Raw genomic sequence first — 24,988 nt, 5'->3', positions numbered from 1 at the left:
GGAGGTGGGTCATGAGCATCAGCGCGTTCGATGCCCTGATCGAGGCGGATCAGAAGATCGAGCAGAAGGACTGGATGCCGGACGGTTACCGCGAGAGCCTGATCAGGCAGATCGCGCAGCACGCGCATTCGGAGATCATGGGCATGCAGCCGGAGGCGGCCTGGATCAGCCGGGCGCCCAGCCTGGCGCGCAAGACCGTCCTCATCGCCAAGGTGCAGGACGAGGCCGGGCACGGGCTGTATCTGTACGCGGTCGCCGAGACGCTCGGCGCGCGCAGGGCGGACCTGCTCGACGCGCTGCACGAGGGCCGGCAGAAGTACCTGTCGTTCATCAACTACCCGACGCTCACGTGGGCCGACGTCGGCGCGCTGGCGTGGCTGACCGACGGCGCCGCCGTGGTCAACCAGGTCTCGCTCAGCCGTACGTCGTACGGCCCCTATTCCAGGGCACTCGTGCGCATCTGCCGCGAGGAGTCCTTTCACCACCGGCAGGGCTTCGACCTGCTGTACACGCTGTCGCGCGGCACGCCCGAGCAGCGGGAGTCGGTGCGGGAGGCGGTGGAGCGCTGGTGGCAGCCGGCGCTGGCGATGTTCGGGCCGCCGGACTCGCGCTCGACGCATTCCGCCAAGTCCATGGCGTGGCGGATCAAGCGGGCCGGCAACGACGAGTTGCGGCAGCGGTTCGTCGACCTCTGCGTGCCGCAGGCCAAGGCGCTGGGCGTCCGGCTCCCCGACCCCGCGCTGCGCTGGAACGACGAGCGGGGACATCACGACTTCACCCCGCCCGACTACGACGAGATGATGCGGGTCGTGGCCGGCCATGGGCCGCGCAACCGGCAGCGGCTGGCGCACCGGCGGCGCGCGCACGAGGAAGGCGCCTGGGTCCGCGAGGCCGCCGCCGCCCACGCCGCCAAGCACACCCCCGTCCAGGAGGAGGCCGCGCCCGAGGAGGAGTGGCCGCTCTGGGAGGTCTTCGTACGACCCCGCCGCGGCGTCAGCCACACCCACGCGGGCAGCGTGCAGGCCCCCGACTCCGCCGTCGCGCTGCACAGCGCCCGCGACCTCTACACGCGCAGGGAGGAGGGCGTGTCGTTGTGGGTGGTGCCGTCATGGTCGATGACCGCCTCGGACCCGGAGCACAAGGACGCCTATTTCGGGCCCGCCGCGGACAAGCAGTACCGCCATGCCTCCTTCTTCCCACCGCCCGAAGGAGTTGAGGGCCTGTGACCTCACCAACCACCGACGTGCCTGTCACCTTGCCCATGACCGACGCGCCTGCGACCTCGCCTACGCCGTCGCTTACGACTGGCGCGCCCGTGACCGGCCTGTTCGACTACCTGCTCGGGCTCGGCGACGACGCGCTCGTGGCCGCGCAGCGCACCTCGGAGTGGTGCGCGAAAGCGCCGCAGCTCGAAGAGGAGGTGGCGCTGGCCAACATCGCGCTGGACCAGCTCGGCCAGGCACGCGCGTTCCTCACCTACGCGGGCGAGCTCGAAGGCGGCGGCAGGGACGAGGACGCGCTGGCGTTCCTGCGCGACGCCCACGACTTCCGCAACGCGCAGCTCGTCGAGCTGCCCAACGGCGACTTCGCCACGACCGTGGCCAAGACGTTGTTCCTCGCCGCGTACCAGAACCTGCTCTTCACCCGGCTGGGCCGCACGGCCGAGCCCCGGCTGGCCGGCATCGCCGCCAAGGCGGCCAAGGAGAGCTCCTTCCACGTGAGCTACGCCTCCGTCTGGACGGTCCGCCTGGGTGACGGGACACCCCTGTCGCACCGGCGGATGCGTGACGCGGTCGAGGAGGTGTGGCCGTACACCCACGAGTTGTTCGAGCCGTGGTCGGCGCCCGAGGCGGGCCTCGACCCGGCCACGTTACGCGGGCGGTGGCTGGAGATCGTCGAGCGGGTGCTCGGCGAGGCGACGCTGCCCAGACCACAGGACGGATGGGCGGCCACGGGGGGCCGGCACGGCCGGCACACCGAGTGGTTCGGCCCGTTGCTGGCGGAGATGCAGTCCGTCCACCGAGCGCATGAGGGGGCACGATGGTGAAGGCACAAGTGGAAGCGGCGGTGGCGGCGGTGCTCGACCCCGAGCTGCAGGTGCTGTCCATCGGCGAGCTGGGCATGGTGCGCGAGGTGAGCGTGGACGACGACGGCACCGCCGTCGTCACCGTCACCCCCACCTATCTCGGCTGCCCGGCGCTTGAGCTCATCAAGGCGGACGTGGCCGCGGCGGCGCGGGCGGCGGGCGCGACGCGGGTGACGGTGGAGATCTCCATGTCGCCGCCGTGGACGACCGACTGGCTGAGCGAGACCGCGCGCACCAAGCTCGCCGACGCGGGCATCGCGCCGCCCGCGCGGATGTCGCTGCCGCTGCTGGAGCCGGGGTGCCCGCGGTGCGCGTTCCCCGACACCTCGGAGCTGGCCAGCTTCGGCTCCTCCGCCTGCATGGCGCTGCGGCGTTGTACGGGCTGCGGCGAGCCCTTCGAACACCTGAAGGCGCACTGATGGCCAGACCGCGCTTCCACCGCGTCCGCGTGGAGTCGGTCACGCGGGTAGCCGCGGACGGCAGCGCGGTCGAGGTGACCTGCCTGGTCCCGCGCGAGCTGACGAACGCCTTCGCCTTCACCCCGGGCCAGCACGTCACCGTGCGCCTGCCGGTGGAGGGCCGGCAGATACGCCGCGCCTATTCGCTCTGTTCCACCCCGCGCGAGCTGGTGAGCCTGGGCCGGCTGCGCCTCGGCGTACGCGTCCTGCCCGGCGGGGCCTTCTCCGCGCACGCGGCCAGGGACCTGGCCCCGGGCGACCAGCTAGAACTGCTGTCCCCCGTCGGCACGTTCGGCGTGCGCTTCGATCCCGCGCGCCGCCGCCACTACGCCGCCGTGGCCGGGGGCTCGGGGATCACGCCGATGCTCTCGCTCGTCGCCACGGCGCTGGACACCGAGCGGGACAGCCGCTTCACGGTCCTGTACGGCAACCGCGCCGCCTCCTCGACGATGTTCGCCGACGAGCTGAGCGACCTGAAGGACCGCCATCCGCGACGGCTGCACCTGGTGCACCTGTTCTCCCGCGAGCAGCCCAGGGTCGGCCTGCCCCAAGGCCGCCTGGACCGCGCCACCCTGGACGTGCTCTTCGCCGGCCTGATCAGGCCGGCCGAGATCGACGAGTGGTTCGTGTGCGGCCCGGCGGGCATGGTGGCCGAGACCGGCGCCGCACTGGCCGGCCACGAGGTCGACCCGGCTGCCATCCACACCGAGCTGTTCCACCTGGACGAGCCCCCTCGCGAGAGCCCAGCGAACTCCGCCGACGGCGTTTCGGGTTTCGCCTCTGAGGTGAGTGTCGTCATGGACGGCCGGGTCACGACCGTGCCCCTGGAGCCAGGGCGCAGTGTGCTCGACGCGGTCATGACGGCCCGCCCCGACGTGCCGTACTCCTGCCAGACCGGCGTCTGCGGCACCTGCCGCGCCCGCGTCGTCGAGGGCGAGGTGCGCATGGAGCGCACGTGGGCCCTCACCGAGCAGGACCGTGCCGCCCGCAACATCCTGACCTGCCAGGCGGTGCCGGTGACCGCCCGCGTGCGTATCGACTTCGACGTCCTGTGAGGTGCCCATGACCATCGCGCACAGAACCTGTCCCATCTGCGACGCCGTCTGCGGCCTGCGTCTGCGGCTGGACGATACGGGTCACGTCCTCTCAGTCAAGGGGGACACCGACGACCCGTTCTCGCGGGGTTACATCTGCCCCAAGGGCGCCAGCCTCGGCGCGCTCGACGAGGACCCCTCCCGCCTGCGTCATCCGCTCGTCCGCCAGGACGGCGAGTTGCGCGAGGCGTCGTGGGAGGAGGCCTTCGAGGCGGTCGAGCGCGGTCTGGGGCGGGTGACCTCGGAGCACGGGCGCGACGCCGTCGGCGTCTACTTCGGCAACCCGACATTTCACACAATGGCCGGGTTCATGTACCGGATCCCGCTGACCCAGTCGCTCGGCACCCGCAACGTCTACTCCGCCAGCACCATCGACCAGATCCCCAAGCAGGTGGCGTGCGGGCTCATGCTCGGCGACCCCTTCGCGATCGCCGTACCCGATCTCGACCGCACCGACTTCCTGCTGGTCATCGGCGCCAACCCGGCCGAGTCGCACGGCTCGTTGTGCGCGGCCCCCGACTTCCCCGGCAGGCTCAAGGCGCTGCGCAAGCGCGGCGGCAGGCTGGTCGTGGCCGACCCGAGGCGCACGAGGACCGCCGCCATGGCCGACGAGCACCTGTTCGTCCGCCCCGGCACCGACGCCCACCTGCTGCTGGCCGTCGTGCACACGTTGCTGGCCGAGGAGCTGACCTCGATCGACATCGAGGTCAACGGGCTGGACGACCTGCGCGAGGCGGTGTCGGCGCACACGCCGCAGGCGGCCTCGGAGATCTGCCGCGTGCCCGCCGACCGCATCACCGCGCTGGCCCGCGACCTGGCCTCCGCCCCCTCGGCGGCCGTCTACACCAGGATCGGCACCTGCACCTCGGAGTTCGGCACGCTCACGCAGTGGCTCGTCGACGTCGTCAACGTGCTCACCGGCAACTTCGACCGTCCGGGCGGCGTCATGTTCACCCGGCCCGCCATCGCGGAGATCTTCAGGCCGCGCGAGCCGTTCAAGATGGGGAGCTGGCGCAGCCGGGTGCGCGACCTGCCGGAGGTGATGGGCGAACTGCCGGTCGCGACGCTCGCCGACGAGCTGGAGACGCCGGGAGAGGGCCAGGTCAGGGCCATGGTGACGGTGGCGGGCAACATCGTGTTGTCCGCGCCCAACGGCCCGCGGCTGGACCGGGCGATGGCCGAGCTGGACTTCATGGTGTGCGTGGACCCGTACCTCAACGAGACCACCAAGCACGCCGACGTCATCCTGCCGCCGCCGCGGATGTTGCAGATGCCGCACTACGACTTCCTGCTGTCCACCGTGACCGTGCGCAACTACGCCCGGTTCTCCCCCGCCGTGCTCCCGCTCGACCCCGACCAGCGGTCCGAGGCCGAGATCATGGCCAGGCTCACGCTCATCGCCGCCGGCCAGGGCGCGCAGGCGGACCCGGCCGGGCTCGACGAGATGATCGTCGGCCAGGTGCTCGGCGAGGCGGCCGGCATGCGCGCCGAGCTCAGCGGGGACAGCGGGCCAGAGCTGATGCTGGACGCCCTGCTGCGCTTCGGCGCGTACGCGCTGTCGCTGAAGGACCTGCTGGCCCAGCCGCACGGCATCGACCTGGGCCCGCTGGAGCCACGGCTCGGCGAGCTGGTGTGCACGGCGTCGGGACGGGTGGAGCTGGCGCCCGCGGCGATGGTCGAGGAGACGCGCCGGCTGCGCGCGCGGCTCGCCCTGCCCGGCTCGCAGATCCTGCTGATCGGGCGGCGCCAGCTGCGCTCCAACAACAGCTGGCTGCACAACGTCCCCACGCTGGTCGGCGGGTCCAACCGGTGCACCCTGCACGTGCACCCCGACGACATCGCCAGGCTCGGGCTGGGTGAGAACGCGCTCGTACGCTCGGCCGCCGGCGAGGTCGTCGTGCCGGTCGAGCCCACCGAGTCGATCATGCCCGGCGTGGTCAGCCTGCCGCACGGGTGGGGGCACGCGGGCGGGAGACAGCCGGTGGCGGTGCGGAACGCGGGCGTCAGCGCCAACGCGCTGACCGACGAGTCGGTCATCGACCCGGTCTCGGGCAACGCCGTCTTCAACGCCGTCCCCGTGACGGTCGTGAACGCCTGATCAAAGACGCAGGACAGGCGCCGTTCCGAATCAGCACGCCGGGAGATGCGCCGAAAATGCCTGCATGTGACGCTGATCACATGCCTTATTGGTCCACGAAACCGTGAGGACTCGCATAGCCATGGGTGTCGACACCACTGTTTTCGAGCACCGCCTGGCCGCCCCGCCCGAGCCTGGCCTCACCCCTGAGGACGTGGTCGCCAGGGCGGAGGCCATGATTCCCGCGCTGGTCGAGCGCCAGGCCGAGACCGAGCAGCGCACGTTCTACGGCGAGGACGTCCACGAGGAGTTCTCCAGGGCCGGCTTCTACCGGATCCTGGTGCCCCGCCGGTTCGGCGGCCTCGAGTTCGGCATCGACACCTTCGTCCGCGTGGCGATCAACCTCACCAGAGGCTGCCCGTCGGCGGGGTGGATGTTCTGCCTGGGCGCCGCGCACGCGCTGCCGGCCGCCACGATCTTCGACGAGGATACGCAGGCGGAGATCTTCGCCTCCGGGGAGTTCATCTGCCCGGCGACCGTGATGCCCGGCGGGACGGCCGAGCGCACCCCTGAAGGGGACTGGCTGGTCAACGGCACCTGGGGCTACTGCTCGGGCTCGCCGTACGCCTCGCACTTCATGGGGCACGCGATGGCCACCCCCGACGACGGCGGCCCGCCGGAGCCCATGATGTTCATCGCCCCGCGCAGCGAGTGGACCCGGCTGGACGACTGGGGCAAGGCGCTGGGGCTGAAGGGCAGCGGGTCGCACAGCATCCGCATGGTGAACGGCCGGATCCCCGACCGCTACACCCTCAAGCGTCACATGAGCCAGATCGACGTCACCGAGGGCACTCCGGGGCGCGCGCTGCACGGCCCCGAGTACGGAGGCGGGCAACTCGCCTTCATGGTGCTGGAGGACGCGCTGCTCGCGGTCGGCATGGCCAGGGGCGCGCTGGACGCGTACGAGGAGCTCATGCGGACGCGTACGACGCCGTTCCCGCCCATCGTGTCGCGCACCGAGGACCCGGACTTCCAGCTCAGGTACGGCAAGGCCGCCGGCCTGATCGCCACGGCCGAGGCCGCGACCCTGGACGTGGCCCGCCAGTGGCGCGAGGTGAGCGCCGCCGGCGCGGACGCCGTCACCCGCGAGCACGAGCTGGGCCTGGCCGGGATCTGCAGCGAGGCGGTCGCCCTGTGCTGGCGGGCGGTCGAGTCGTACCTGTTCCCCACGGCAGGGTCGAGCGCCGTCCGCAGCGGCGAGCGCATCGAGCGCATATGGCGGGACATGTCGATGTTCGTCACCCACGCGGGTGTCTCGACGTTCCTCGCCACCATCGCCAAGCGCGATCTGGCCAAGGCCCGTTTCGGGCTCGGATAGCGGACTCGGATAGCGGAGGAAATCCCATGACAGACCTTCAGGACGCACCGCCCGTCGAGCCCGCCCGGCCCGCGACCCGGCCCATGACCGGCGACGAGTACATCGAGAGCCTGCGCGACGACCGGGAGATCTACCTCTACGGAGACCGGGTCAAGGACGTGACCGCGCACCCGGCCTTCCACAACCCGATCAGGATGACCGCCAGGCTGTACGACTCGCTGCACGACCCCGAGCGGCGCGACGTGCTCGTGGCGCCCACCGACACCGGCGGCGAGGGCTTCACCCACAGCTTCTTCACCACCCCCAAGAGCGCCGAGGACCTGGTGGCCAACCAGCGCGCCATCGCCGCGTGGGCGCGGATGAGCTACGGCTGGATGGGCCGCAGCCCCGACTACAAGGCCGCCTTCCTCGGCACGCTCGGCGCCAACGCCGAGTTCTACGAGCCGTTCGCGGACAACGCGCGGCGCTGGTACCGGGAGTCGCAGGAGAAGGTCCTGTTCTGGAACCACGCGATCGTGCACCCGCCCGTGGACCGCGGCCGGCCGCCGGACGAGGTCGCCGACGTCTTCGTCCACGTGGAGAAGGAGACCGACGCGGGCCTGATCGTGAGCGGGGCGAAGGTGGTGGCGACGGGTTCGGCGCTGACCCACTACAACTTCATCGCCCACTACGGCCTGCCGATCAAGGACAGGAAGTTCGCCCTGGTGGCGACCATCCCGATGGACTCCCCCGGGCTGAAGCTGATCTGCCGGCCCTCCTACTCCGCCACGGCGACCGTCATGGGCAGCCCGTTTGACTACCCGCTGTCCTCGCGGCTGGACGAGAACGACACGATCCTGGTCCTGGACAAGGTGCTCATCCCCTGGGAGAACGTCTTCATCTACGGCCACCTGGGCAAGGTCCAGCTCTTCACCGGCCGTTCCGGCTTCCCCGAGCGGTTCACCTTCCACGGGTGCACCCGCCTGGCCGTGAAGCTGGAGTTCATCGCGGGCCTGCTGGCCAAGGCGGTGGAGATCACCGGCACGAAGGACTTCAGGGGCGTGCAGAGCCGCATCGGCGAGGTGCTCGCCTGGCGCAACCTGTTCTGGGGGCTGTCGGACGCGGCCGCGCGCAACCCGGTGCCGTGGAAGAACGGCGCGGTGCTGCCCAACCCCGAGTACGGCCTGGCCTACCGCTGGTTCATGCAGATCGGCTACCCCCGGGTCAAGGAGATCATCCAGCAGGACATCGCCAGCGGCCTGATCTACATCAACTCCAGCGCCGAGGACTTCAAGAACCCCGACGTGCGGCCGTACCTGGACAAGTACCTGCGCGGCTCCGGCGGCGTCGACTCGGTCGAGCGGGTCAAGGTGATGAAGCTGCTGTGGGACGCCGTGGGCACCGAGTTCGGCGGCCGGCACGAGCTGTACGAGCGCAACTACGCGGGCAACCACGAGAACACGCGCGTGGAGCTGCTCTCCGCCCAGACGGCCAGCGGCCAGATCGACGGCTACAAGGCGTTCGTCGAGCAGTGCCTGAACGAATACGACCTCGACGGCTGGACGGTGCCCGACCTGTCGTCGTTCGAGCAGTTGCGGCAGGCCAGGGAAGGGCTGCGCGACTTCTGACACCCGCCACCGCGGAGAAAGGCGCCGGGAGGCGAACCTCCCGGCGCCTTTCGTCGTCGAGAGCGGCCGCGGGAGACGCGTCGAGAGTCGAGACGAGCCGTGAAAGACACGTCGGGCGGGCCGTGGAAGACACGTCGGGCGGGCCGTGGAAGACACGAAGGCGCCCCCGGGGTGGTTTCCCCGGGGGCGCCTTTCGTACGGGCTGAGGATCAGCGCAGGGCGATGTCGGCCTGCTGCTCGACGGCGGCCAGGAACTCCCCGCGGGAGATCGCGGCCGCCACCAGCTCGATGTCGTCCGACATGAACCGGTCCCTGTCCAGGGTCGGCACGAGCGAACGGATCCGCTCGTACGTGGCCAGACCGGCCGGGCTGAGCCGGTCGCGCCGGCCCGACAGGTCCACGGCCTGAGCCGCGGCGAGGAACTCCACCGCGAGGATCCTGGTGTTGTTCTGCAGCACCCTGCGCGCGTTGCGGGCGGCGATCAGCCCCATGCTGACGACGTCCTGGTTGTCACCGTTGGACGGCACGCTCTGCGTGCTGGCGGGACCGATCGTCCTGTTCTCCGCGACCAGGGCCGTGGCGGGGTACTGTGCCCCGGCGAAGCCGCTGTTCAGGCCGGGGTCGCCGGCGACGAGGAACTCGGGCAGGCCGTTGCTGAGATGCCGGTTCAGCAGCCGGTTGATCCGCCGCTCGGAGAAGACGCCGAGCTGGGTGAGCGCGATGGTGAGGTAGTCCATGACGAACGCGACCGGCTGGCCGTGGAAGTTCGCCCCGTGGAAGACCTCCTTGCCCTCGAAGACGAGGGGGTTGTCGTTGGAGGAGTTGAGCTCGATGCGCAGCGTCTTGGCGGCGTGGTAGACGGTGTCCCTGACGGCGCCGACGACCTGCGGGATGGCGCGCAACGTGTACGCCTTCTGCAGGTAGACCTCGGTCCTGTGGACGCCGTGCTCCGCGGACTCGGACTCGGCCTCGTCCTTGCGACGGGGCCGCGCCTGCTCCCTGTCCCGCAGCACCGACAGGCGCAACGGGTCGACGCTGAGCGCCTGGCGCAGCTCGCTGTGCTCCACGGCCAGGCCGCTGCCGCTCAGCAGGGTCCGCATGTTGGCGGCGACGTCGATCTGCCCCTGGTGCGGGCGGGCGATGTCGTGCCCGTCCGCCACGAAGGGGCTGGTCGAGCCCTGCAGGACCTCGCAGATGAGCGCGGTCACGATCTCGGCCTGCCGCACCTGGTCCAGGGCCCGGGTGACCAGCAGGCAGCCGATCCCGGTCATCGCGGAGGTGCCGTTGATCAGCGCCAGCCCCTCCTTGAACCGCAGTTGCAGCGGCTCGATGCCGTGCTCGCGCAACACCGGCCCGGTCTCGGTACGCCGCCCGTCACGCAGCACGTACCCCTCGCCGATCAGCGTCGAGGCGACGTGCGCGAGCGGCGCCAGGTCACCGCTGGCGCCCAGCGACCCGATCTCGGGGATGGCGGGCGTGATGCCCAGGTTGAGGTAGAGCGCCAGGCGTTCGAGCAGTTCTGGCCGCACCGCCGAGTAGCCCTTGGACAGGGCGTTCAGCCGGGCGGTCAGGACGGACCTGGCCTCGTCCTCGGCGAAGATCGGGCCGACTCCGGCGCTGTGGCTCCGGACCAGGTTGGTCTGGAGCTCCACCTCGTTGGAGGTGTCGACGAGCATGTAGATCATCTCGCCGTAGCCGGTGGTCACGCCGTAGACGGGGACGCCGCTCGCGATGATGTCCTCGAACTGCCGCCTGTTGGCCGCGGCCTTGACCAGGGCGGATGGGGCGACGCCACAGGTGACCTCGTTCTCGGCGATCAGCCGTACTGTCGGGACATCCAGGCTCTCCCCATCGAAGTCGACTGACGTTGAGGTCTCAAGCAGTGTCACATCACTCACCCGCCATAGATCGGTTGACTGCATCGGTGGAAGGGGCGTGCGCGCCGACCTGAGCGGCCAGGCCGCTCAGCGTCGGGTTGGCGAAGAACTCCCAGAGCGGCACCTCGACGCCGAACCTCTCGCGAACGCGGTCGAGCAGGCGGGGCACCATCAGCGAGTGCCCGCCTGCTGTGAAGAAGGCGTCGCCGTCGTAGTCCGGCTCGGCCCCCAGAACGTCTGTCCAGATGGCGGCGACCTCGATCTCCACCGGTGTACGCGTGGCGCCGCGCGGCCCGTCGCTCACCAGTGCCGACAGCTCACGCCGGTCGATCTTGCCGCCGACGTTGCGCGGCAGGGCGCTCACCGTCCTGACCGAGAGCGGCAGCGTGCTCTTCCCGAACCGGGCGCGCAGGGTGGCCCGCAGGTCCGCGGCCTTCACCTCCGCCTGCGTGTTCCGCGGCACCACGTAGGCCACCAGGCGGGTGACCCAGCCGTCGGCGCCGCTCACCGGGACGAGCGCGCACTCGGCCACCGACTCGTGCCGGCTCAGCACGGCCTCTACCTCGGCCAGTTCGAAGCGGGTGCCGTGGAACTTGATCTGGGAGTCGCCGCGGCCGCGGAACTCCAGCAGGCCGTCCCAGCGGGTGCGGCCCAGGTCGCCCGTGCGGTAGAAGCGGCCGTAGCCGGACCCGCGCGCCTGGAGGTGGTAGACCGGCTCGAACGCCTCCGAGTCCTCACCGACATACCCCAGCGCGACGTACGGGCTCCTGACCACGATGTGCCCGGTGACGCCCTGCGGGCAGGGCCGGTCCCAGTCGTCCAGCACCACGACCTGCCGGCCGGGGATGGAACGGCCGATCGGGGTCATGCCCCGCACCGGTCCGGTGATCTCGTGCCAGGTCGCGAGGATCGTCTCCGTGGCGCCGTACAGGTTGGCCAGCCGCACGGCCGGCAGGCTCGCGTGCAGGTCGTTGGCCAGTTCCCCGGGCAACGGCTCCCCCGCGAGCAGCAGGCAGGTGAGCGAGAGCCGCCGCGTGGCGCCCTCGGCCTTGATCGCGTCGAGGAGCTTGGCCGCGAAGCTCGGGACGGTCTGCAGCAGGGTGATGCGCTCGTCCGCGAGCCAGCCGACCATCTTGTCCGGATTGGCCCTGATGCGCTCGGGCACGGGGCACAACGTCGCGCCGCCGACCAGCGCGGCGAACGTCTCGCACAACGCGGCGTCGTAGCCGGGCGCGGCCCACTGGGCCACCCTGGCGCCAGGCCGCATCCGGAACTCGGTGGCCAGCCAGGTGGCGAACTGCGCCAGGCTGCCGTGCGACTGGACGATGCCCTTGGGTTTGCCGGTCGAGCCCGAGGTGTAGGCGATGTAGGCGGGCGCGTTGGTCGTGGGGATGACGAGCCCCGCGGAAGCCTGCGCGTCCAGGGCGCCGACGTCGATGACCGTGCCGCCCAGCTCCTCCTCGAACCACCGGCTCAGGTCGTCCCCCTGGTCCTCCACCAGCAGGTACGTGGGTCGCAGCTCCGTCAGCACGGCCTTGCCGCGCTCGCCCACGTCGCCGGCGCCGAGGCAGGTCAGGTGCGCTCCCGCGCCGAGCACGCCCAGCGCGGCGGTGACCTGGGCCACCCCCGGGGACATCCTGACGACCACGGAGGCGCCGCCGACCTCGCCGAGCGCGGCGGTGACGGCCGCGGCGCACCCGTTCAGCTCGCGGTAGGTCAGGGTATCGCCCTGGAAGTCGAGCGCGATCGTGTCCGGCGCCCGCCCGGCCCAGGCGCGGACGAGTTCCGGCGCCGAGGGCAGGAGCGGGTCGAGCACCGCCGTCTGGTCGGCCTCGCTCACCCTGCTGTGCGTGCGCGTGTAGTCCTCCAGCGGGATCTGGTCGGCGGGCAGGTCCGGCGCGCGCAGGGCGATGGCCAGGAACGTGCGGAGCTGGTCGAGCAGGAGCGCGGCCGACCCCTCCTCGTACAGGCCGTCGCGGTAGGTCAGCGATCCGGCCAGCGTGGAGCCCGCCTGCTCCACCGCGAGGAACAGGTCGGTCCTGGCCGCGCAGGAGCGCGGCCGCTCGGGGCGGGCCTGCGCCGCGCCCAGCAGGGGCACGGGCTCGGCGTCGCCGCGGTAGTCGAACATCACGTCGCACAGCGGGATCCTGCGCGGGTCCCGCTCCAGCGCCAGCGACTGCACCAGCCGGTCGAAGGGCAGGGCGCGGTGTTTGTGCGCCTCCCTCGCCACCCGTGCCGTCCGGCGGACGGCCTGACGGAAGGTGATCCCTCCCGAGAGGTCGGCGCAGAGCACCAGGTGGTTGCGGTACGGGCCGACGAGAGCGCCGGTCGCCTGGACGGCGGGGCGCACGTTCACCGGGGTGCCGACCGCCACCCGGTCCTCCCCGGTGTGCCTGCGCAGCAGGCACAGGAAGGCGGCCAGCATGACCGTCGCGCGGGTGACCCCCTCTTCGCGCGCCACCTCGCCCAGCGCGTGTCCCAGCGCGGGCGCCCACTCGAACCGGACGGCCCCGCCGTCGAACGACGGTCCCGGGGGCCTGGGCCGGTCGGCGGGTGGCGCCGACGACGCGGGCGCCGGGCTCAGTGCCCTGGTCCACCAGCCGAGCAGGCGGTGCACCTCCGAGGTGTGCGACTGGTCGCGCTGCCAGCGGGCGTAGGTGGAGTACTGGAGCTCCGCGGGCGGCGGCGACTCCTGGATGGCGTAGCAGTCGGAGATCTCGTCCAGCAGGGTCGCGACGGACCACTCGTCCGCGACGGCCTCGTGCAGCCGCAGCACGAGCAGGTGGTCGTCCTGGCCCAGCCGTGCCACGGTGAGGCAGGCGAGCGGCCCCTCTTCCAGGTCGAGCGGGGTGCGCGCGAGGTCGGCGCAGATCTCCTCAGGCGTGGAGCCGGGCGCGTCGACCTCGGTGAAGGCGTGCGGGTGACAGTCTGCGGCGATCTCCTGCACGGGGAGCCCGCCGGCTTCGACGAGGGTCGTCCGCAGGATCTCGTGACGGAGCACGACGCTCCGCCACGCGTCCCCCAGAGCGGCGACGTCGAGTTCGCCGGTCGTTCGGTAGGCGCGGAGCATCGTGTACGCGGGTGAATCCGGGACCAGTTTCTGCAGAAACCAGGCCTGGTCCTGCAGCCACGAGGTCGCCGCTCTCTTAATACCGGACTTCCTCACCTCGACATCGTCAGCTCGGGGCGCCGTACGGGGCATCTCTTGACGTGCTGCGTTGCCCCCGGCTGGCAGGAAACGACGGGCCGGGGCAACTTGCTGCCACCGCCGCGCCTTGTTGCGGGCAATTCCGGGCCGCACTCTAGGGGAATAAGAGAAACCCACGGAATTTACATCCCACGCACCGGGAGAAAGGCAGTTGAATTCATGACGCTCATTACTTCTGGGAGCGGCTGATGGTGGCACTGGTCACCGGCGCGGCGGGCGGTATCGGGGCGGCGATCGTACGAAGACTGGGAGAGGAGGGCACCTCGGTCGCCGCCCTGGACCGGGATGAGAAAGGCCTGCGCGAGCTGGTGGGGAAGCTGACCGCGGACGGTCTGCGGGTGACCGCGTTCCCCGTGGACGTCGGATCGAGCACCCAGGTGGAAGCCGTGGTGGAGGAGGTGGAGCAGCGGCTCGGGCCGATCGGCAAGCTGGTCAACGCCGCCGGGGTGCTCCGCACGGGCCGGGCGCTCACATTGTCGGACGAGGATTGGGCGACGACGTTCGCGGTCAACGTCAACGGCGTCTTCCACGTCTCCAGAGCGGTCGTGGGCAGGATGGTGCCGCGACGGACGGGAGTGGTCGTCACCGTCGCGTCCAACGCGGCGCTCACCACCCGCATGGACATGTCCGCCTACGCCGCGTCCAAGGCCGCGGCGACGGCCTTCACCAAGACCCTGGGCCTTGAGGTGGCCGCCTACGGGATCCGCTGCAACGTGGTGGCCCCCGGCTCGACCGACACCCCGATGCTCTCGGCGTTGTGGAGCGATCCCGAGCGGGCGCTCCGGTCGTCGATCGACGGCAACCCCGGCATGTACCGCACCGGCATCCCGCTCGGCAAGGTCGCCAGGCCGGCCGATATCGCGGACGCGGTCGCGTTCCTGCTTTCGAGCCAGGCGAATCACATCACGCTCCAGCACCTCACGGTGGACGGCGGCGCCACTTTGGGCGCCTGAATATTGAGAAAGGGCGAAATGGGAATCCCTCATATAACGCCATATCCGATGCCGGACTCCGGCGAACTTCCTGAGAACACCGCACAATGGCAGCTCGACCCGGCCCGGGCCGTGTTTCTGTTGCACGATATGCAGAGTTTCTTTCTGCGTGCCTTCCCCGCCGGCGAGGCCCCCGTGGCGGACCTCGTCAGGAACGCGCAGGCCCTGCGCGAGCGATGCGCGGCCCTGGGGATCCCGGTCGCCTACACCCGGCAGCCGGGCGGGATGACCGACGAGCAGCGGGGGCTGCTCAAGGACTTCTGGGGCCCCGGCATGACGACGGACGAGTCCCAGCGCAAGGTCGTGGACGAGGTGGCGCCCAGACCGGGCGACCTGCTGATCCCCAAGTGGCGCTACAGCGCCTTCCACCGCAGCCCTCTGCTCCAATGGCTGCGCGACCAGGGGCGGGACCAGCTCGTCATCGCCGGCGTCTACGCGCACATCGGCATCATGATGACGGCCGTCGACGCCTTCACCCACGACGTCCAGCCGTTCCTCGTGGCCGACGCGATCGCCGACTTCACCGCCGAGGACCACCACCTGGCCCTCCGGTACGTGGCCGAGCGCTGCGGCGTGGTCACGACGACCAAGCACGTCCTGACGGACCTCCCCGCGGAGGCGCCGGCATGAGCGCGCACCGCCTCCTCGACGAGATCCTGTCCCCGGAGCCGCCCGCGTTCGCGCTGCTGCACCGGCCGGGGGCGGGCCGGGAAGGGACGCTCGACGTCCTGGTGGGCGACGTCGCCACGGTCGGCACGCTGGGCGAGCTCCCGCTCTCCGACGAGCTGGGCGGCGAGGGGCCGGAGCTGCTCGTGCTCATCCCGTACCGGCAGATCGCCGAGCGGGGCTTCGAGGCACGTGACGACGGCGCCCCGCTCATCGCGATGAGCGTCACCGGTCACGGCAGCCTGTCGCTGCCCGTCGCCCTGGCCCGCATCCCCGACCGCCGCATCCAGGCCAGAAACCGCAGTGTGGACACCCCCGACGACGAATACGCGGGCATCGTCCGCACGGTCATAGAGGAGGAGATCGGCCGGGGCGAGGGCGCCAACTTCGTCATCAAGCGCTCGTTCCTGGCCGACATCACCGACTACACCCCGCTCAGCGCGCTCACCCTCTTCCGCCGGCTCGTCACGCGGGAGACGGGCACGTACTGGACGTTCATCATCCACACCGGCGACAGGACGTTCGTCGGAGCCTCACCGGAACGGCACATCAGCCTCTCGGACGGCACCGCGGTGATGAACCCGATCAGCGGCACCTACCGCTATCCCCCGTCAGGGCCGACCGTCGACGCCCTCATGAGCTTCCTTGGCGACAAGAAGGAGACCGACGAGCTGTACATGGTCGTCGACGAAGAGCTCAAGATGATGGCCAGGATCTGCGACTCCGGCGGCCGTCTGACGGGCCCGTTCCTCAGGGAGATGACCAGGCTCGCGCACACCGAGTACTACATCGAGGGCCGGACCTCGCGGGACGTGCGGGAGATCCTGCACGAGACGCTGTTCGCGCCGACCGTCACCGGCAGCCCGCTGGAGAACGCGTGCCGGGTGATCGGCCGCTACGAGAAGGAGGGACGAGGCTACTACAGCGGCGTCGCCGCGCTGATCGGCAGGGACGAGGCGGGCGGGCGCACGCTCGACTCCTCGATCCTGATCCGCACGGCCGACATCGACACCGAGGGCCGGGTGCGCATCGGGGTCGGCGCCACCCTGGTCAGGCACTCCGACCCCGGCTCGGAGGTGGAGGAGACCGCGGCCAAGGCGGCCGGGCTGCTCGAAGCCCTGTGCGCCGAGCCGCCCGAGCAGCTCGCCGAGCACCCCGACGTGCGCGGCGCGCTGGAGGAGCGCAACGAGGACATCTCCGGGTTCTGGCGGGCGGAACCGGCCGAGCGCACCTTCTGGACGCCCGACCTGATCGGCCGCCGGGCGCTGGTGGTGGACGCCGAGGACACCTTCACCTCGATGATCGCCCATCAACTGCGCTCGCTGGGCCTGCAGGTGAGCGTGCGCAGGTTCGACGAGGCGTACGAGCTGACCGAGCACGACCTGGTGGTGCTCGGCCCAGGCCCCGGCGATCCCGCCGACCTGGGCCATCCCAAGATCGCCCACCTGCGCGACGCCGCGGGACGGCTGCTCGGCTCCGGCATCCCGTTCGTCGCCGTGTGCCTCAGCCACCAGGTGCTCAGCGGGGCGCTCGGCCTGCCGGTGCGCCGCAGGAAGGTGCCCAACCAGGGCGTGCAGCGGGTGATCGACCTGTTCGGCCGCCGGGCCAGGGTGGGCTTTTACAACACCTTCGCCGCGCACGCCGAGGCGGACGAGATCGAGCCGGCCGGGCTGCCGGGGCCGGTCTCCGTCAGCCGCGACCAGGAGACGGGCGAGGTGCACGCGCTGCGCGGCCCCGGGTTCACCTCCATGCAGTTCCACGCCGAATCGGTGCTCACGGCGGACGGGGTCGGCATCCTGCGCGACGCCCTGCTGACGGCGATCGACCGGCTGCCGGTACGCCAATGAACAGGCCCGCGAACAGGAAGGGACGCATGGCGAGCGTACTCATCGCCGGAGGCGGCATCGGAGGGCTGGCCGCCGCCATCGGCCTGGCGAGACAGGGCCACAGGGCCGTGGTGCTCGAACGAAGGGAGGAGTTCAGCGAGCTGGGCGCCGGCATCCAGATCGGCCCCAACGGTTTCGCCGCCCTGGACCGGCTCGGTGTCGGCCAGGCCGTGCGCGACCTGGCCGTCTACATCGACGAGCTGCGGTTCATGGACGGCACGACCGGTGAGCGGGTGGCGAGCATGCCGCTCACCGGCGGCTACCGGGCCCGCTTCGGCAACCCGTACGCGGTGGTCCAGCGGGTGGACCTGTACGGCCCGCTGCTGGCCGCCTGCCACGACGACCCGCTGGTCGAGCTGCGCGGCGGCAGCCACGTGATCGGCTACGAGCAGGACTCCGGCGGCGTGCTGGCGCTGCTCGCCGACGGATCGCGGCTGCGCGGCGACGCGCTGGTGGGCGCCGACGGCCTGCACTCCTCGGTACGCGCCAGGCTCGTCGGCGACGGCGGCCCGAGGATCTCCGGGCACACCATCTTCCGCTCGGTGATCCCGATGGAGCGGGTGCCCGAGGACCTGCGCTGGAACACCGTCACCCTGTGGGCGGGTCCGAAGTGGCACTTCGTGCACTACCCGATCGGCGGCGGCGCGTACCTGAACCTGGCGGCCACCCGCGACGACGGCGCCGCCGACGTCGTGACCGGCCGGCCGGCCGCGCGCGAGACGGTGCTCGGCGCCTTCCCCGGCCTCGGCGCGACCGCCGGGCGGCTGCTGGAGCTGGGCGAGGAGTGGCGGGAGTGGGTGCTGTGCGACCGGGACCCGGTGGGCGACTGGACCGACGGCCGCGTGGTCCTGCTCGGCGACGCGGCGCACCCGATGCTCCAGTACGCGGCCCAGGGCGCCTGCATGGCGCTGGAGGACGCGGTGACGCTGGGCGAGCTGGCGGACTGCGGGCCCGGGGAGTTCCCCCAGCGGTTCGAGAAGTACAACGCGGTACGGCGGGCGCGCACGGCCAGGACCCAGCTCGTCTCCCGCGAGATGGGCCGGCGGCTCTACCACCCGGCCGGCCCCGACGCGCTCGCCAGGAACCGGATGTTGTCCGCGTTCTCCGCGGACGAGCTGCATGACAAGGTCGCGTGGCTGCACGGCGCCCGCGACTTCTCCGAGACAGGACTTTGAGAGCACCGAAGGGATCACTATGTGCGGGATTGCTGGATGGGTGAGTTACGACCGCGATCTGACCGGCGAACGGGACACGATCACGGCGATGACCGCGACCTTGGAGTACCGGGGGCCCGACGCGGGCGGCGTGTGGACGTGCGTCCGCGCGGCGCTCGGGCACCGGAGGCTGTCGATCATCGACTTGGAGGGCGGCAGGCAGCCGATGGCCGCGGGGGACGACGGCCTGCCGGTCATGACCTACAACGGGGAGGTCTACAACTACCGCGAGCTGCGCGAGGAGCTGCGGGAGCTCGGGCACGAGTTCCGCACGGCCAGCGACTCCGAGGTGGTGCTGCGCGCATACCTGGAGTGGGGTGAGGACTTCGCGGACCGGCTGGACGGCATCTTCGCGCTGGCCATCTGGGACCCGCGCACCGAGGAGCTGCTGCTGGTCCGCGACCGGATGGGCGTCAAGCCGCTCTACTACTACCCGACGCGGGACGGCGTGCTGTTCGGCTCGGAGCCGAAGACCATCCTGGCGCACGACGAGGCCGAGGCGGTCATCGACGCCGACGGCCTGCGCGAGATCTTCACGATCGTCAAGACGCCCGGCCACGGCGTCTTCCGCGGCATGCACGAGGTGCGGCCCGCCACGGTGATGCGCTTCTCCCGCGAGGGCAGGACCGAGCACCGCTACTGGCGGCTGGAGGCCAAGGAGCACACCGACGACCTGGACACGACGATCGCCACCGTGCGCGAGCTCCTGGCGGACATCGTGGAGCGGCAGCTGGTCGCCGACGTGCCCGTGGGCACGCTGCTGTCCGGCGGGCTCGACTCCAGCGCGATCACCGCGCTGGCCGCCGCCGCTCTCGCCCGTAAGGGCGTCGAGCAGCCGCTCAAGGCGTTCTCCGTGGACTTCAAGGGTCACGAGACACGCTTCCAGGCCAACGTGCAGTGGGAGGACCCGGACACCCCGTTCGCGGTCGAGGTGGCCGAGCACGTCGGCGCCGAGCACATCATCGTCGAGCTGGACAACACCGAGATCCTCGACCCCGAGGTCAGGCGGTCGGTGCTGCGCGCCCAGGACCTCCCGGTCTCCACCGGCGACATGGAGTACTCGCTCCTCGTCCTGTGCCGGGCGCTGAAGGAGGAGATGACGGTGGCCCTGTCGGGCGAGGCGGCCGACGAGCTCTTCGGCGGCTACACCTGGTTCCACGACCGCGACGCCGTCGAGTCCGACACCTTCCCCTGGCACTCGCCGTTCAGGAAGGCCGGCGGCATCGGCGCGCTGCGCGACATCGGGTTGTGGGAGCGGCTGGGGCTGGAGGCGTACGTCAAGCACCGCTACACCCAGGCGCTGGAGGAGGTGCCGCGGCTGCCCGGCGAGAGCGGGCTGGAGGCTCGCATGCGCGAGCTGACCTTCCTCAACCTCACCCGCTGGGAGAACTTCCTGCTGGACCGCAAGGACCGGATCAGCATGGCCGCCAGCCTGGAGGTACGCGTCCCGTTCACCGACCACAAGCTGGTCGAGTACGTCTACAACACCCCGTGGGCGATGAAGAACTTCGACGGAAGGGAGAAGAGCCTGCTGCGGGCCGCCATGCGAGGCGTGCTGCCCGACTCCGTGCTCGACAGGAAGAAGAACCCGTACCCCTCCACCCAGGACACCGGCTACGAGAAGGCGCTGCGCGAGCAGCTGGGGGACATCGTCGCCGAGGGCGGCCCCGTGCTGCAGCTCGCGTCGGAGGCGGAGATCCGCACGCTGCTCGACGCGCCGCAGGGCGCCTACAGCATGGGCGGCCCGTGGAGCGCCCGCGCCGTCATCGAGCGGCTGATCGAGTTCAACACCTGGGTCACCCTGTACGGCGTGCGCGTCGAACTGTGACCCCGAACCAATGTCGCCCGAGACCGGACCGGTCTCGGGCGACAGACGTGTCACGGTCAGGCAGGGGGGATGTTGTAGTTCAGCCGGAAGAAGTTGTCCGGATCGTAAGCCCTCTTCACCTCACGCAGCCTCCGGTAGTCGGCCGGCGCGTAGGCCGCCACGGCGTTGTCCGGATCGTGCAGGAAGTTGAGGAACGCCCGCCCTCCGGTGTGGGGCCGCATCACCGCCTCCACCTCCGGCAGCCGCGCGTCGAGAATGGCGCTGAGGTGCGCCGTGCGGTGCCCCACGGGACCGGCGTCCGGCCCCGGGCGGCCCATCGCGCCGCCCCAGTGGCGGATCTCCACGCCGGGCGCGTTCGGCCGGGCGGCCGTCGACGCCAGGATCTCGATCACGGAGTCGGGCAGCGAGTCGAGCAGGTTCACGTGCCCGGGGCCGGTGCCGCCCATCTCCATCACGCCGAACGGGCCCGTCCTGAAGGTGTCGAACAGCGGCCGGCCCGCCGCCTCGAACAGCGGCGCGAGCAGCCCGCCCACGTCCCCGCCCGGGCCGTCGTACATGGCCTGGACCGCGACGGTCCGCTTACCCCTCAGCGGGGCGGGCACCGAGCGGTCGTGCGGCAGCCGGGTCAGCAGGATCGCGGTGCTCAGCGCGTCGGGCGCCGAGTCGACCCAGTCGCGGTAGCGGACGAGCACGTCGGCGGCGCGCTCCCCGGGGAAGACGGCCGCGCCCGCGAAGACCTGGGCGACCGGGTGGAGCCGGAACTCCAGCGAGGTGACGACGCCGAAGTTGGCGCCGCCGCCGCGGATCGCCCAGAACAGGTCGGGATGGCTGCCGGCGCTCGCCGTGAGCAACCTGCCGTCCGCCGTGACCACCTCGGCCCGCACCAGGCTGTCGGCGGCGAAGCCGTACGCGCGCGACAACCAGCCGAGCCCGCCGCCCAGCGTGTAGCCGGCCACGCCGACCGTCTGGTGCGAGCCGGCCAGCGGCGCCAGACCGAGGGGCTCGGCGGCGGCGATCACCTGCTCCCACACGGCGCCCGCGCCGACGCGGGCCACCTTGCGCACCGGGTCCACCAGGACGCCGGCCATCTGCGTGGTCTTCACCAGGATGCCGCCGTCGGAAGCGGCGTGGGTGCCGTGACCGGTGCCCTGGACGGCGAAGGGCAGGCCGTGCTCGCGCGCGGTGGTGAGCGCCGTCAGCACGTCGTCGGCGCCCGCGGCCATCACCACGGCGGCGGGCCTGGGGTCTATGTCGGAGTACGGCGCCTGCCGCTCCCTGTCGTAGGCGCGGTCGAGCGGGACGTGAACGGCCCCTTCGACGTCGCGGCGCAGCCGCCGCACGGCCGCCTCCTCGCCCTGGATCGGGGACGTGTCCTCATGCACGTACTGCTGGCTCATGCCAACCTTCCCTCCTGTCTGGGGGTGGTCGCGCGAAGTCCCCGCCCCCGTGAGACGGGGACGGGGAACGCGACCTGCCGGGTGCTATGGAGCACAGTCGCTGAGACCGGGGCCGGGGGTCGTGCCTGTGGGACCGAAGAACAGCAGCGCGCAGCCGCTCAGGAACCCGGGGTTCTCCTCAGGAACGAAATGCCCCGCGTCGGGCGCGACCACGGTCCTGACGTCGTCGGCCACCTGGTTGAAGGAGGCGGCGACGCCGGGGCCGAAGGAGTACTGGCCGCCCACGGCCGCCACCGGCATGGCCAGCCGCCTGGCGGCGTTGGCCTGGTTGTTCACGGCGTCCGCGGCGAAGGCCCGGTAATACTCGTAGCCGGCCGTGCGCCTGGCGGGGCTCGCGTACGCGGCGTAGTAGGTGTCGCGCTTGATGGCGTCCTTGCGGAAGCTGAAGTCGAAGATCATGCCGAGGTACGTGGGCACGTCCTCGTTGTCCATGATCCGCTCGGGGATGGGGGCCGGGGAGGAGTTGAACCTGAAGTGGAAGCTCACCCCGTACAGGTCCTCCAGGCCGAAGCCGGACAGCGGGCTCTCGACCATCACGAGCTTGCTCACCTCGGCGGGGAAGTCCCGCGCGTACGGATACGCCACGAGGACGCCCAGGTCGTGGCCGATGATCCCGACCTTGGTGTGACCCAGCGCGCGCACGGCCTGGCGGGCCCGGTGCGCCGTGGTGACCTTGTCGTAGCCGCCGGACGGGATGGAGGAGGTGCCCAGGCCGGGCAGGTCCAGGGCGATGACGGTGTGCTTGCGCGCCAGGTCCGGCATGACGGCGCGCCACATCTCCCAGGTCTCCGGCCAGCCGTGCAGAAGCAGCAGGGCCGGCCCCGACCCGCCCTTGACGTAGTGGACCGTGCCGCCGTCCACGGCGACGTTGCCCTGGGTGAAACCGGACAGGCCATCGACCTGCGTACCGTCGGCTGACGACGCGGCGGCGGTCGTGGCGAGCATCACCACGGCCAGGGCGGCGGACGCGGCGGCGCGCGTCAGCCTCCTGCCCCAGGTTCCTGCTGGCGTCATGTGGCGCTTTCCTTTCGACGTCGCGGGAGACGGCATGCGAGGACCGGGTCCGGCCCGGGCGTGATCACCGGTGGACCCGGTCCTTGAGGTGGGACCCTCCGCCTCCCGCGGCGGAAGGCCCCCTGCGACCAGCGGTCAGGGTGCTTCTACGGCCTCATACTCACCGCGTGCGACGCGGCGCGCATCTCCTGAATTGCTCTCGTGGCCCGGTCGCGGCGAACTCCGCATGCCTGGAGCGCCCGCGCCGGGTTCAGGAGTCCTCGACGGCGATGCGGGCCAGGAGGGAGGCGAGCTGGCCCGGAGCGGAGATCATCGGCCAGTGTCCCGTCTCCAGCGTGTGAAAGTCCCAGGTCGGCACGGTCCGCATGGCGGTGACGTCGTCCGCCAGCCGACCGGCGAAGTGTTCCATGGTGCAGACGATGAAGCTGGCCCGCTGCCGCTCCAGCGGCCGGGTCAGCACGGCCGGCTCGGCGATGGTGCGCCCAGGGTGCCCCACGAGGCGCTGCGCCAGCCACCGCGCCTGTGTGTGGGTCAGCCCCTGCCCGTCGCCCACGATCGTCGCGTCGGGGGCGGGCCAGCGGCCCTCGTTGTCGGCGATGAGCCGCAACTCCTGGGTCCGCTGGCGCTCGGGGAACGCGTGCAACATCGACTTGCCGTCATGAGGCAGGAACGCCTCGACGAACACCGTGTGCGCGACCCGGTCGCGCGCCCGGTCGGCCACCTGCCCGGCCACCAGGCCGGAGTAGCTGTGCCCGACGAGCACGACGTCGCGTAGATCGTGCTCGTCCAGCAGCGTCAGGACGTCGTTCACGTGGGTCTCCAGGCCCACCTCCGACACGTCATCCTCGCCGGCGGCCAGGCCGCGCAGGGTGACCGCGTGGGCGTCGTGACCGCGCGCACGCAGCCGGCGTGCCACCGGCTCCCAGACCCAGGCCCCCATCCAGGGGCCCGGGAGCAGGACGAGCGCTCTCTTCACCGACGGTCACCTCCTTTCCCTTCCATCTGATCGAGGCTCTTCCACGGTGTCCATAGGTCAGGCGGCCTGCAGTACGCGCTCCCGGGTGTCGTCGGCCGGTCGATGGCCGAACACCCTGGATTCCACGACGTCGACGTGCTGGTCGCCGGCGATCAGCGCCACCACGGCCACGTACCCGTCGCCCGGGTCCAGGTCGAAGAAGCGGATGTCACCCGGCGGGATCTCCAACGGCCAGCTCAGCAGCTTGGGAGCCTCCTCAGGACCGCTGACCTCCAGCTTGTCCGGCGAGATGCGCAGGCCGTGCCCGGTGGCTTTGAGCGCCGCCTCCTTTCGTGTCCAAACTCTGGTGAAAGCCTCGTATCTCTCCTCCGGCGGCAATCCGTCCATGGCCCGCAACTCGTTCTGTGTCAGCGCGCACCGGGCCAGGTCGTCCACGGGTGTCGAGGGAACCGCCTCGACGTCCACGCCCAGCGCTCCCACACTCGTCATGGCCACCGCTACCCGGTCGCCCGAGTGGGAGACCGAGACGTGCAGCCGGCGGCCCGACGCCCTGATGAACGGCTTGCCGTGGTGCCTGGTGCAGTCCGTGCAGCTCCGGTCGACCACCACGTCCTCCGGCCGTACCCCGAGCTGGGTGGCCGCCGCGGTACGCAGCAGCCAGGCCCCGGTCAGGAAGCGGCGGCGGTCGGGGTCTCGCCGGAACTTGGCGGCCCGGCCCAGTTCCGGTTCACTGAGCACCGCGGACAGCGTCTCCACGGTCCGGTGCCCGGGTGTGGCCCACCAGACACGGCATTCTCCGGGGGCCAGCAGGGAAGCGATCATTGATGTCCTCCTTCGATGGCGTCCTCTTCGTGATTTCTCGCGAGCAGCGTCCGGCAGGTCACCAGCTCCCAGTCATCGATCTCGGGGTTGGTGAGGACCTCCGTGACCACGTCGCGCACCTGTGCGCTCGTCGTGGGCCCGTCCGTGCGCACCCGGATGACGATGTCCCCGGTCGCCTGGGTGAGGTCCTTGTGCCAGCGGCTCGGCAGTAGCGCCATGATGCGGATCCCGTCCACCGGCGAACCGGGCACGGGAAGGCCATCGGCCTTGCGCATCGTCAGCTGGATCAGCATGATTCGGCGGTCTCCGTCCTTGTGTGGTCGGCCAGGCTGTTCGTGTCCCACCTCC

Annotated in this window: 18 protein-coding genes and 2 pseudogenes; 13 read left to right on the top strand and 7 right to left on the bottom strand. The window is 71.2% G+C overall.

Translation table 11 applies throughout. The annotated features are described in order from the left end of the window. Positions 1-11: 11 nt before the first annotated feature. The 8 genes and pseudogenes from paaA to ACFPZ3_RS24580 form a co-directional block, all read left to right on the top strand. A pseudogene (gene paaA / locus ACFPZ3_RS24615) lies at positions 12-932 on the top strand (1,2-phenylacetyl-CoA epoxidase subunit PaaA); the annotation flags it as partial. An 18-nt stretch (positions 933-950) separates the two neighbouring features. Then, positions 951-1,226 (top strand): annotated as a pseudogene (gene paaB / locus ACFPZ3_RS24610) (1,2-phenylacetyl-CoA epoxidase subunit PaaB); the annotation flags it as partial. A gap of 89 nt (positions 1,227-1,315) precedes the next feature. Then, positions 1,316-2,047 carry a 1,2-phenylacetyl-CoA epoxidase subunit PaaC gene (gene paaC, locus ACFPZ3_RS24605; RefSeq protein ID WP_379516568.1) on the top strand — a complete coding sequence of 244 codons (732 nt, stop codon included), beginning with the start codon at positions 1,316-1,318 and terminating at the stop codon, positions 2,045-2,047. Then, positions 2,041-2,505, top strand: a complete 465-nt coding sequence (gene paaD / locus ACFPZ3_RS24600; protein WP_379516567.1) for a 1,2-phenylacetyl-CoA epoxidase subunit PaaD — start codon at positions 2,041-2,043, stop codon at positions 2,503-2,505. Before paaC ends, paaD begins: the two co-directional genes overlap by 7 nt. Beyond that, positions 2,505-3,599 carry a 2Fe-2S iron-sulfur cluster-binding protein gene (locus tag ACFPZ3_RS24595; RefSeq protein WP_379516566.1) on the top strand — a complete coding sequence of 365 codons (1,095 nt, stop codon included), beginning with the start codon at positions 2,505-2,507 and terminating at the stop codon, positions 3,597-3,599. Before paaD ends, ACFPZ3_RS24595 begins: the two co-directional genes overlap by 1 nt. Before the next feature lie 7 nt (positions 3,600-3,606). Continuing rightward, positions 3,607-5,736: a molybdopterin-dependent oxidoreductase gene (locus ACFPZ3_RS24590; protein WP_379516565.1), complete on the top strand. Its 2,130-nt coding sequence runs from the start codon at positions 3,607-3,609 to the stop codon at positions 5,734-5,736. Positions 5,737-5,857: 121 nt separating this feature from the next. Further along, positions 5,858-7,093 (top strand): acyl-CoA dehydrogenase family protein, encoded by a 1,236-nt coding sequence (locus ACFPZ3_RS24585; RefSeq protein ID WP_379516564.1) that lies wholly within the window; start codon positions 5,858-5,860, stop codon positions 7,091-7,093. Positions 7,094-7,119: 26 nt separating this feature from the next. Further along, positions 7,120-8,700 carry a 4-hydroxyphenylacetate 3-hydroxylase family protein gene (locus ACFPZ3_RS24580; RefSeq protein WP_379516563.1) on the top strand — a complete coding sequence of 527 codons (1,581 nt, stop codon included), beginning with the start codon at positions 7,120-7,122 and terminating at the stop codon, positions 8,698-8,700. A gap of 209 nt (positions 8,701-8,909) precedes the next feature. Here the strand turns inward: ACFPZ3_RS24580 and cmdF are convergent, their stop codons facing one another. Together cmdF and ACFPZ3_RS24570 are read right to left on the bottom strand one after the other, a co-directional pair. Continuing rightward, positions 8,910-10,589, bottom strand: a complete 1,680-nt coding sequence (gene cmdF, locus ACFPZ3_RS24575; protein WP_379516562.1) for a tyrosine 2,3-aminomutase — start codon at positions 10,587-10,589, stop codon at positions 8,910-8,912. 1 nt (position 10,590) lies between these two features. Then, positions 10,591-13,743 carry a non-ribosomal peptide synthetase gene (locus ACFPZ3_RS24570; protein ID WP_379516561.1) on the bottom strand — a complete coding sequence of 1,051 codons (3,153 nt, stop codon included), beginning with the start codon at positions 13,741-13,743 and terminating at the stop codon, positions 10,591-10,593. A gap of 230 nt (positions 13,744-13,973) precedes the next feature. On the opposite strand from ACFPZ3_RS24570, the gene ACFPZ3_RS24565 reads away from it, so the two are divergent. Genes ACFPZ3_RS24565 through asnB form a run of 5 tightly spaced genes read left to right on the top strand, consistent with a single transcriptional unit; the run spans position 13,974 to position 20,371 of the window. Next, a complete protein-coding gene (locus tag ACFPZ3_RS24565; protein WP_379516560.1) occupies positions 13,974-14,738 on the top strand; it encodes a 2,3-dihydro-2,3-dihydroxybenzoate dehydrogenase in 765 nt (254 codons plus the stop codon). An 18-nt stretch (positions 14,739-14,756) separates the two neighbouring features. Continuing rightward, the gene (locus ACFPZ3_RS24560) at positions 14,757-15,407 is read left to right on the top strand and encodes an isochorismatase family protein (protein WP_379516559.1); all 651 of its coding nucleotides are present in this window, start codon (positions 14,757-14,759) and stop codon (positions 15,405-15,407) included. Next, positions 15,404-17,290, top strand: coding sequence for an anthranilate synthase family protein (locus ACFPZ3_RS24555; protein WP_379516558.1), 1,887 nt, complete (start codon positions 15,404-15,406; stop codon positions 17,288-17,290). Before ACFPZ3_RS24560 ends, ACFPZ3_RS24555 begins: the two co-directional genes overlap by 4 nt. Positions 17,291-17,316: 26 nt before the next feature. Further along, positions 17,317-18,504, top strand: coding sequence for a 3-hydroxybenzoate 6-monooxygenase (locus ACFPZ3_RS24550; protein ID WP_379516557.1), 1,188 nt, complete (start codon positions 17,317-17,319; stop codon positions 18,502-18,504). Between the two features lie 19 nt (positions 18,505-18,523). Beyond that, positions 18,524-20,371: an asparagine synthase (glutamine-hydrolyzing) gene (gene asnB, locus ACFPZ3_RS24545; protein WP_379516556.1), complete on the top strand. Its 1,848-nt coding sequence runs from the start codon at positions 18,524-18,526 to the stop codon at positions 20,369-20,371. A gap of 56 nt (positions 20,372-20,427) precedes the next feature. On the opposite strand, the gene ACFPZ3_RS24540 is transcribed toward asnB, so the two are convergent. The 5 genes from ACFPZ3_RS24540 to ACFPZ3_RS24520 all read right to left on the bottom strand — a co-directional run bounded on the left by ACFPZ3_RS24540 (position 20,428) and on the right by ACFPZ3_RS24520 (position 24,933). Continuing rightward, on the bottom strand, positions 20,428-21,768 hold the full coding sequence (locus ACFPZ3_RS24540) for an FAD-binding oxidoreductase (protein WP_379516555.1): 1,341 nt from the start codon (positions 21,766-21,768) through the stop codon (positions 20,428-20,430). A gap of 84 nt (positions 21,769-21,852) precedes the next feature. Further along, the gene (locus ACFPZ3_RS24535) at positions 21,853-22,842 is read right to left on the bottom strand and encodes an alpha/beta fold hydrolase (protein ID WP_379516554.1); all 990 of its coding nucleotides are present in this window, start codon (positions 22,840-22,842) and stop codon (positions 21,853-21,855) included. A gap of 250 nt (positions 22,843-23,092) precedes the next feature. After that, positions 23,093-23,818, bottom strand: a complete 726-nt coding sequence (locus ACFPZ3_RS24530) for an alpha/beta hydrolase (RefSeq protein ID WP_379516553.1) — start codon at positions 23,816-23,818, stop codon at positions 23,093-23,095. Between the two features lie 57 nt (positions 23,819-23,875). Next, positions 23,876-24,640, bottom strand: a complete 765-nt coding sequence (locus ACFPZ3_RS24525) for a 4'-phosphopantetheinyl transferase family protein (protein WP_379516552.1) — start codon at positions 24,638-24,640, stop codon at positions 23,876-23,878. Then, on the bottom strand, positions 24,637-24,933 hold the full coding sequence (locus tag ACFPZ3_RS24520) for a hypothetical protein (RefSeq protein WP_379516551.1): 297 nt from the start codon (positions 24,931-24,933) through the stop codon (positions 24,637-24,639). Before ACFPZ3_RS24520 ends, ACFPZ3_RS24525 begins: the two co-directional genes overlap by 4 nt. Positions 24,934-24,988 lie beyond the last annotated feature (55 nt).

It is taken from the genome of Nonomuraea insulae, from assembly GCF_042656245.1.
The sequence above is the reverse complement of the archived record's forward strand: the minus strand, read 5'-3'. Positions and strand labels throughout refer to the sequence as shown.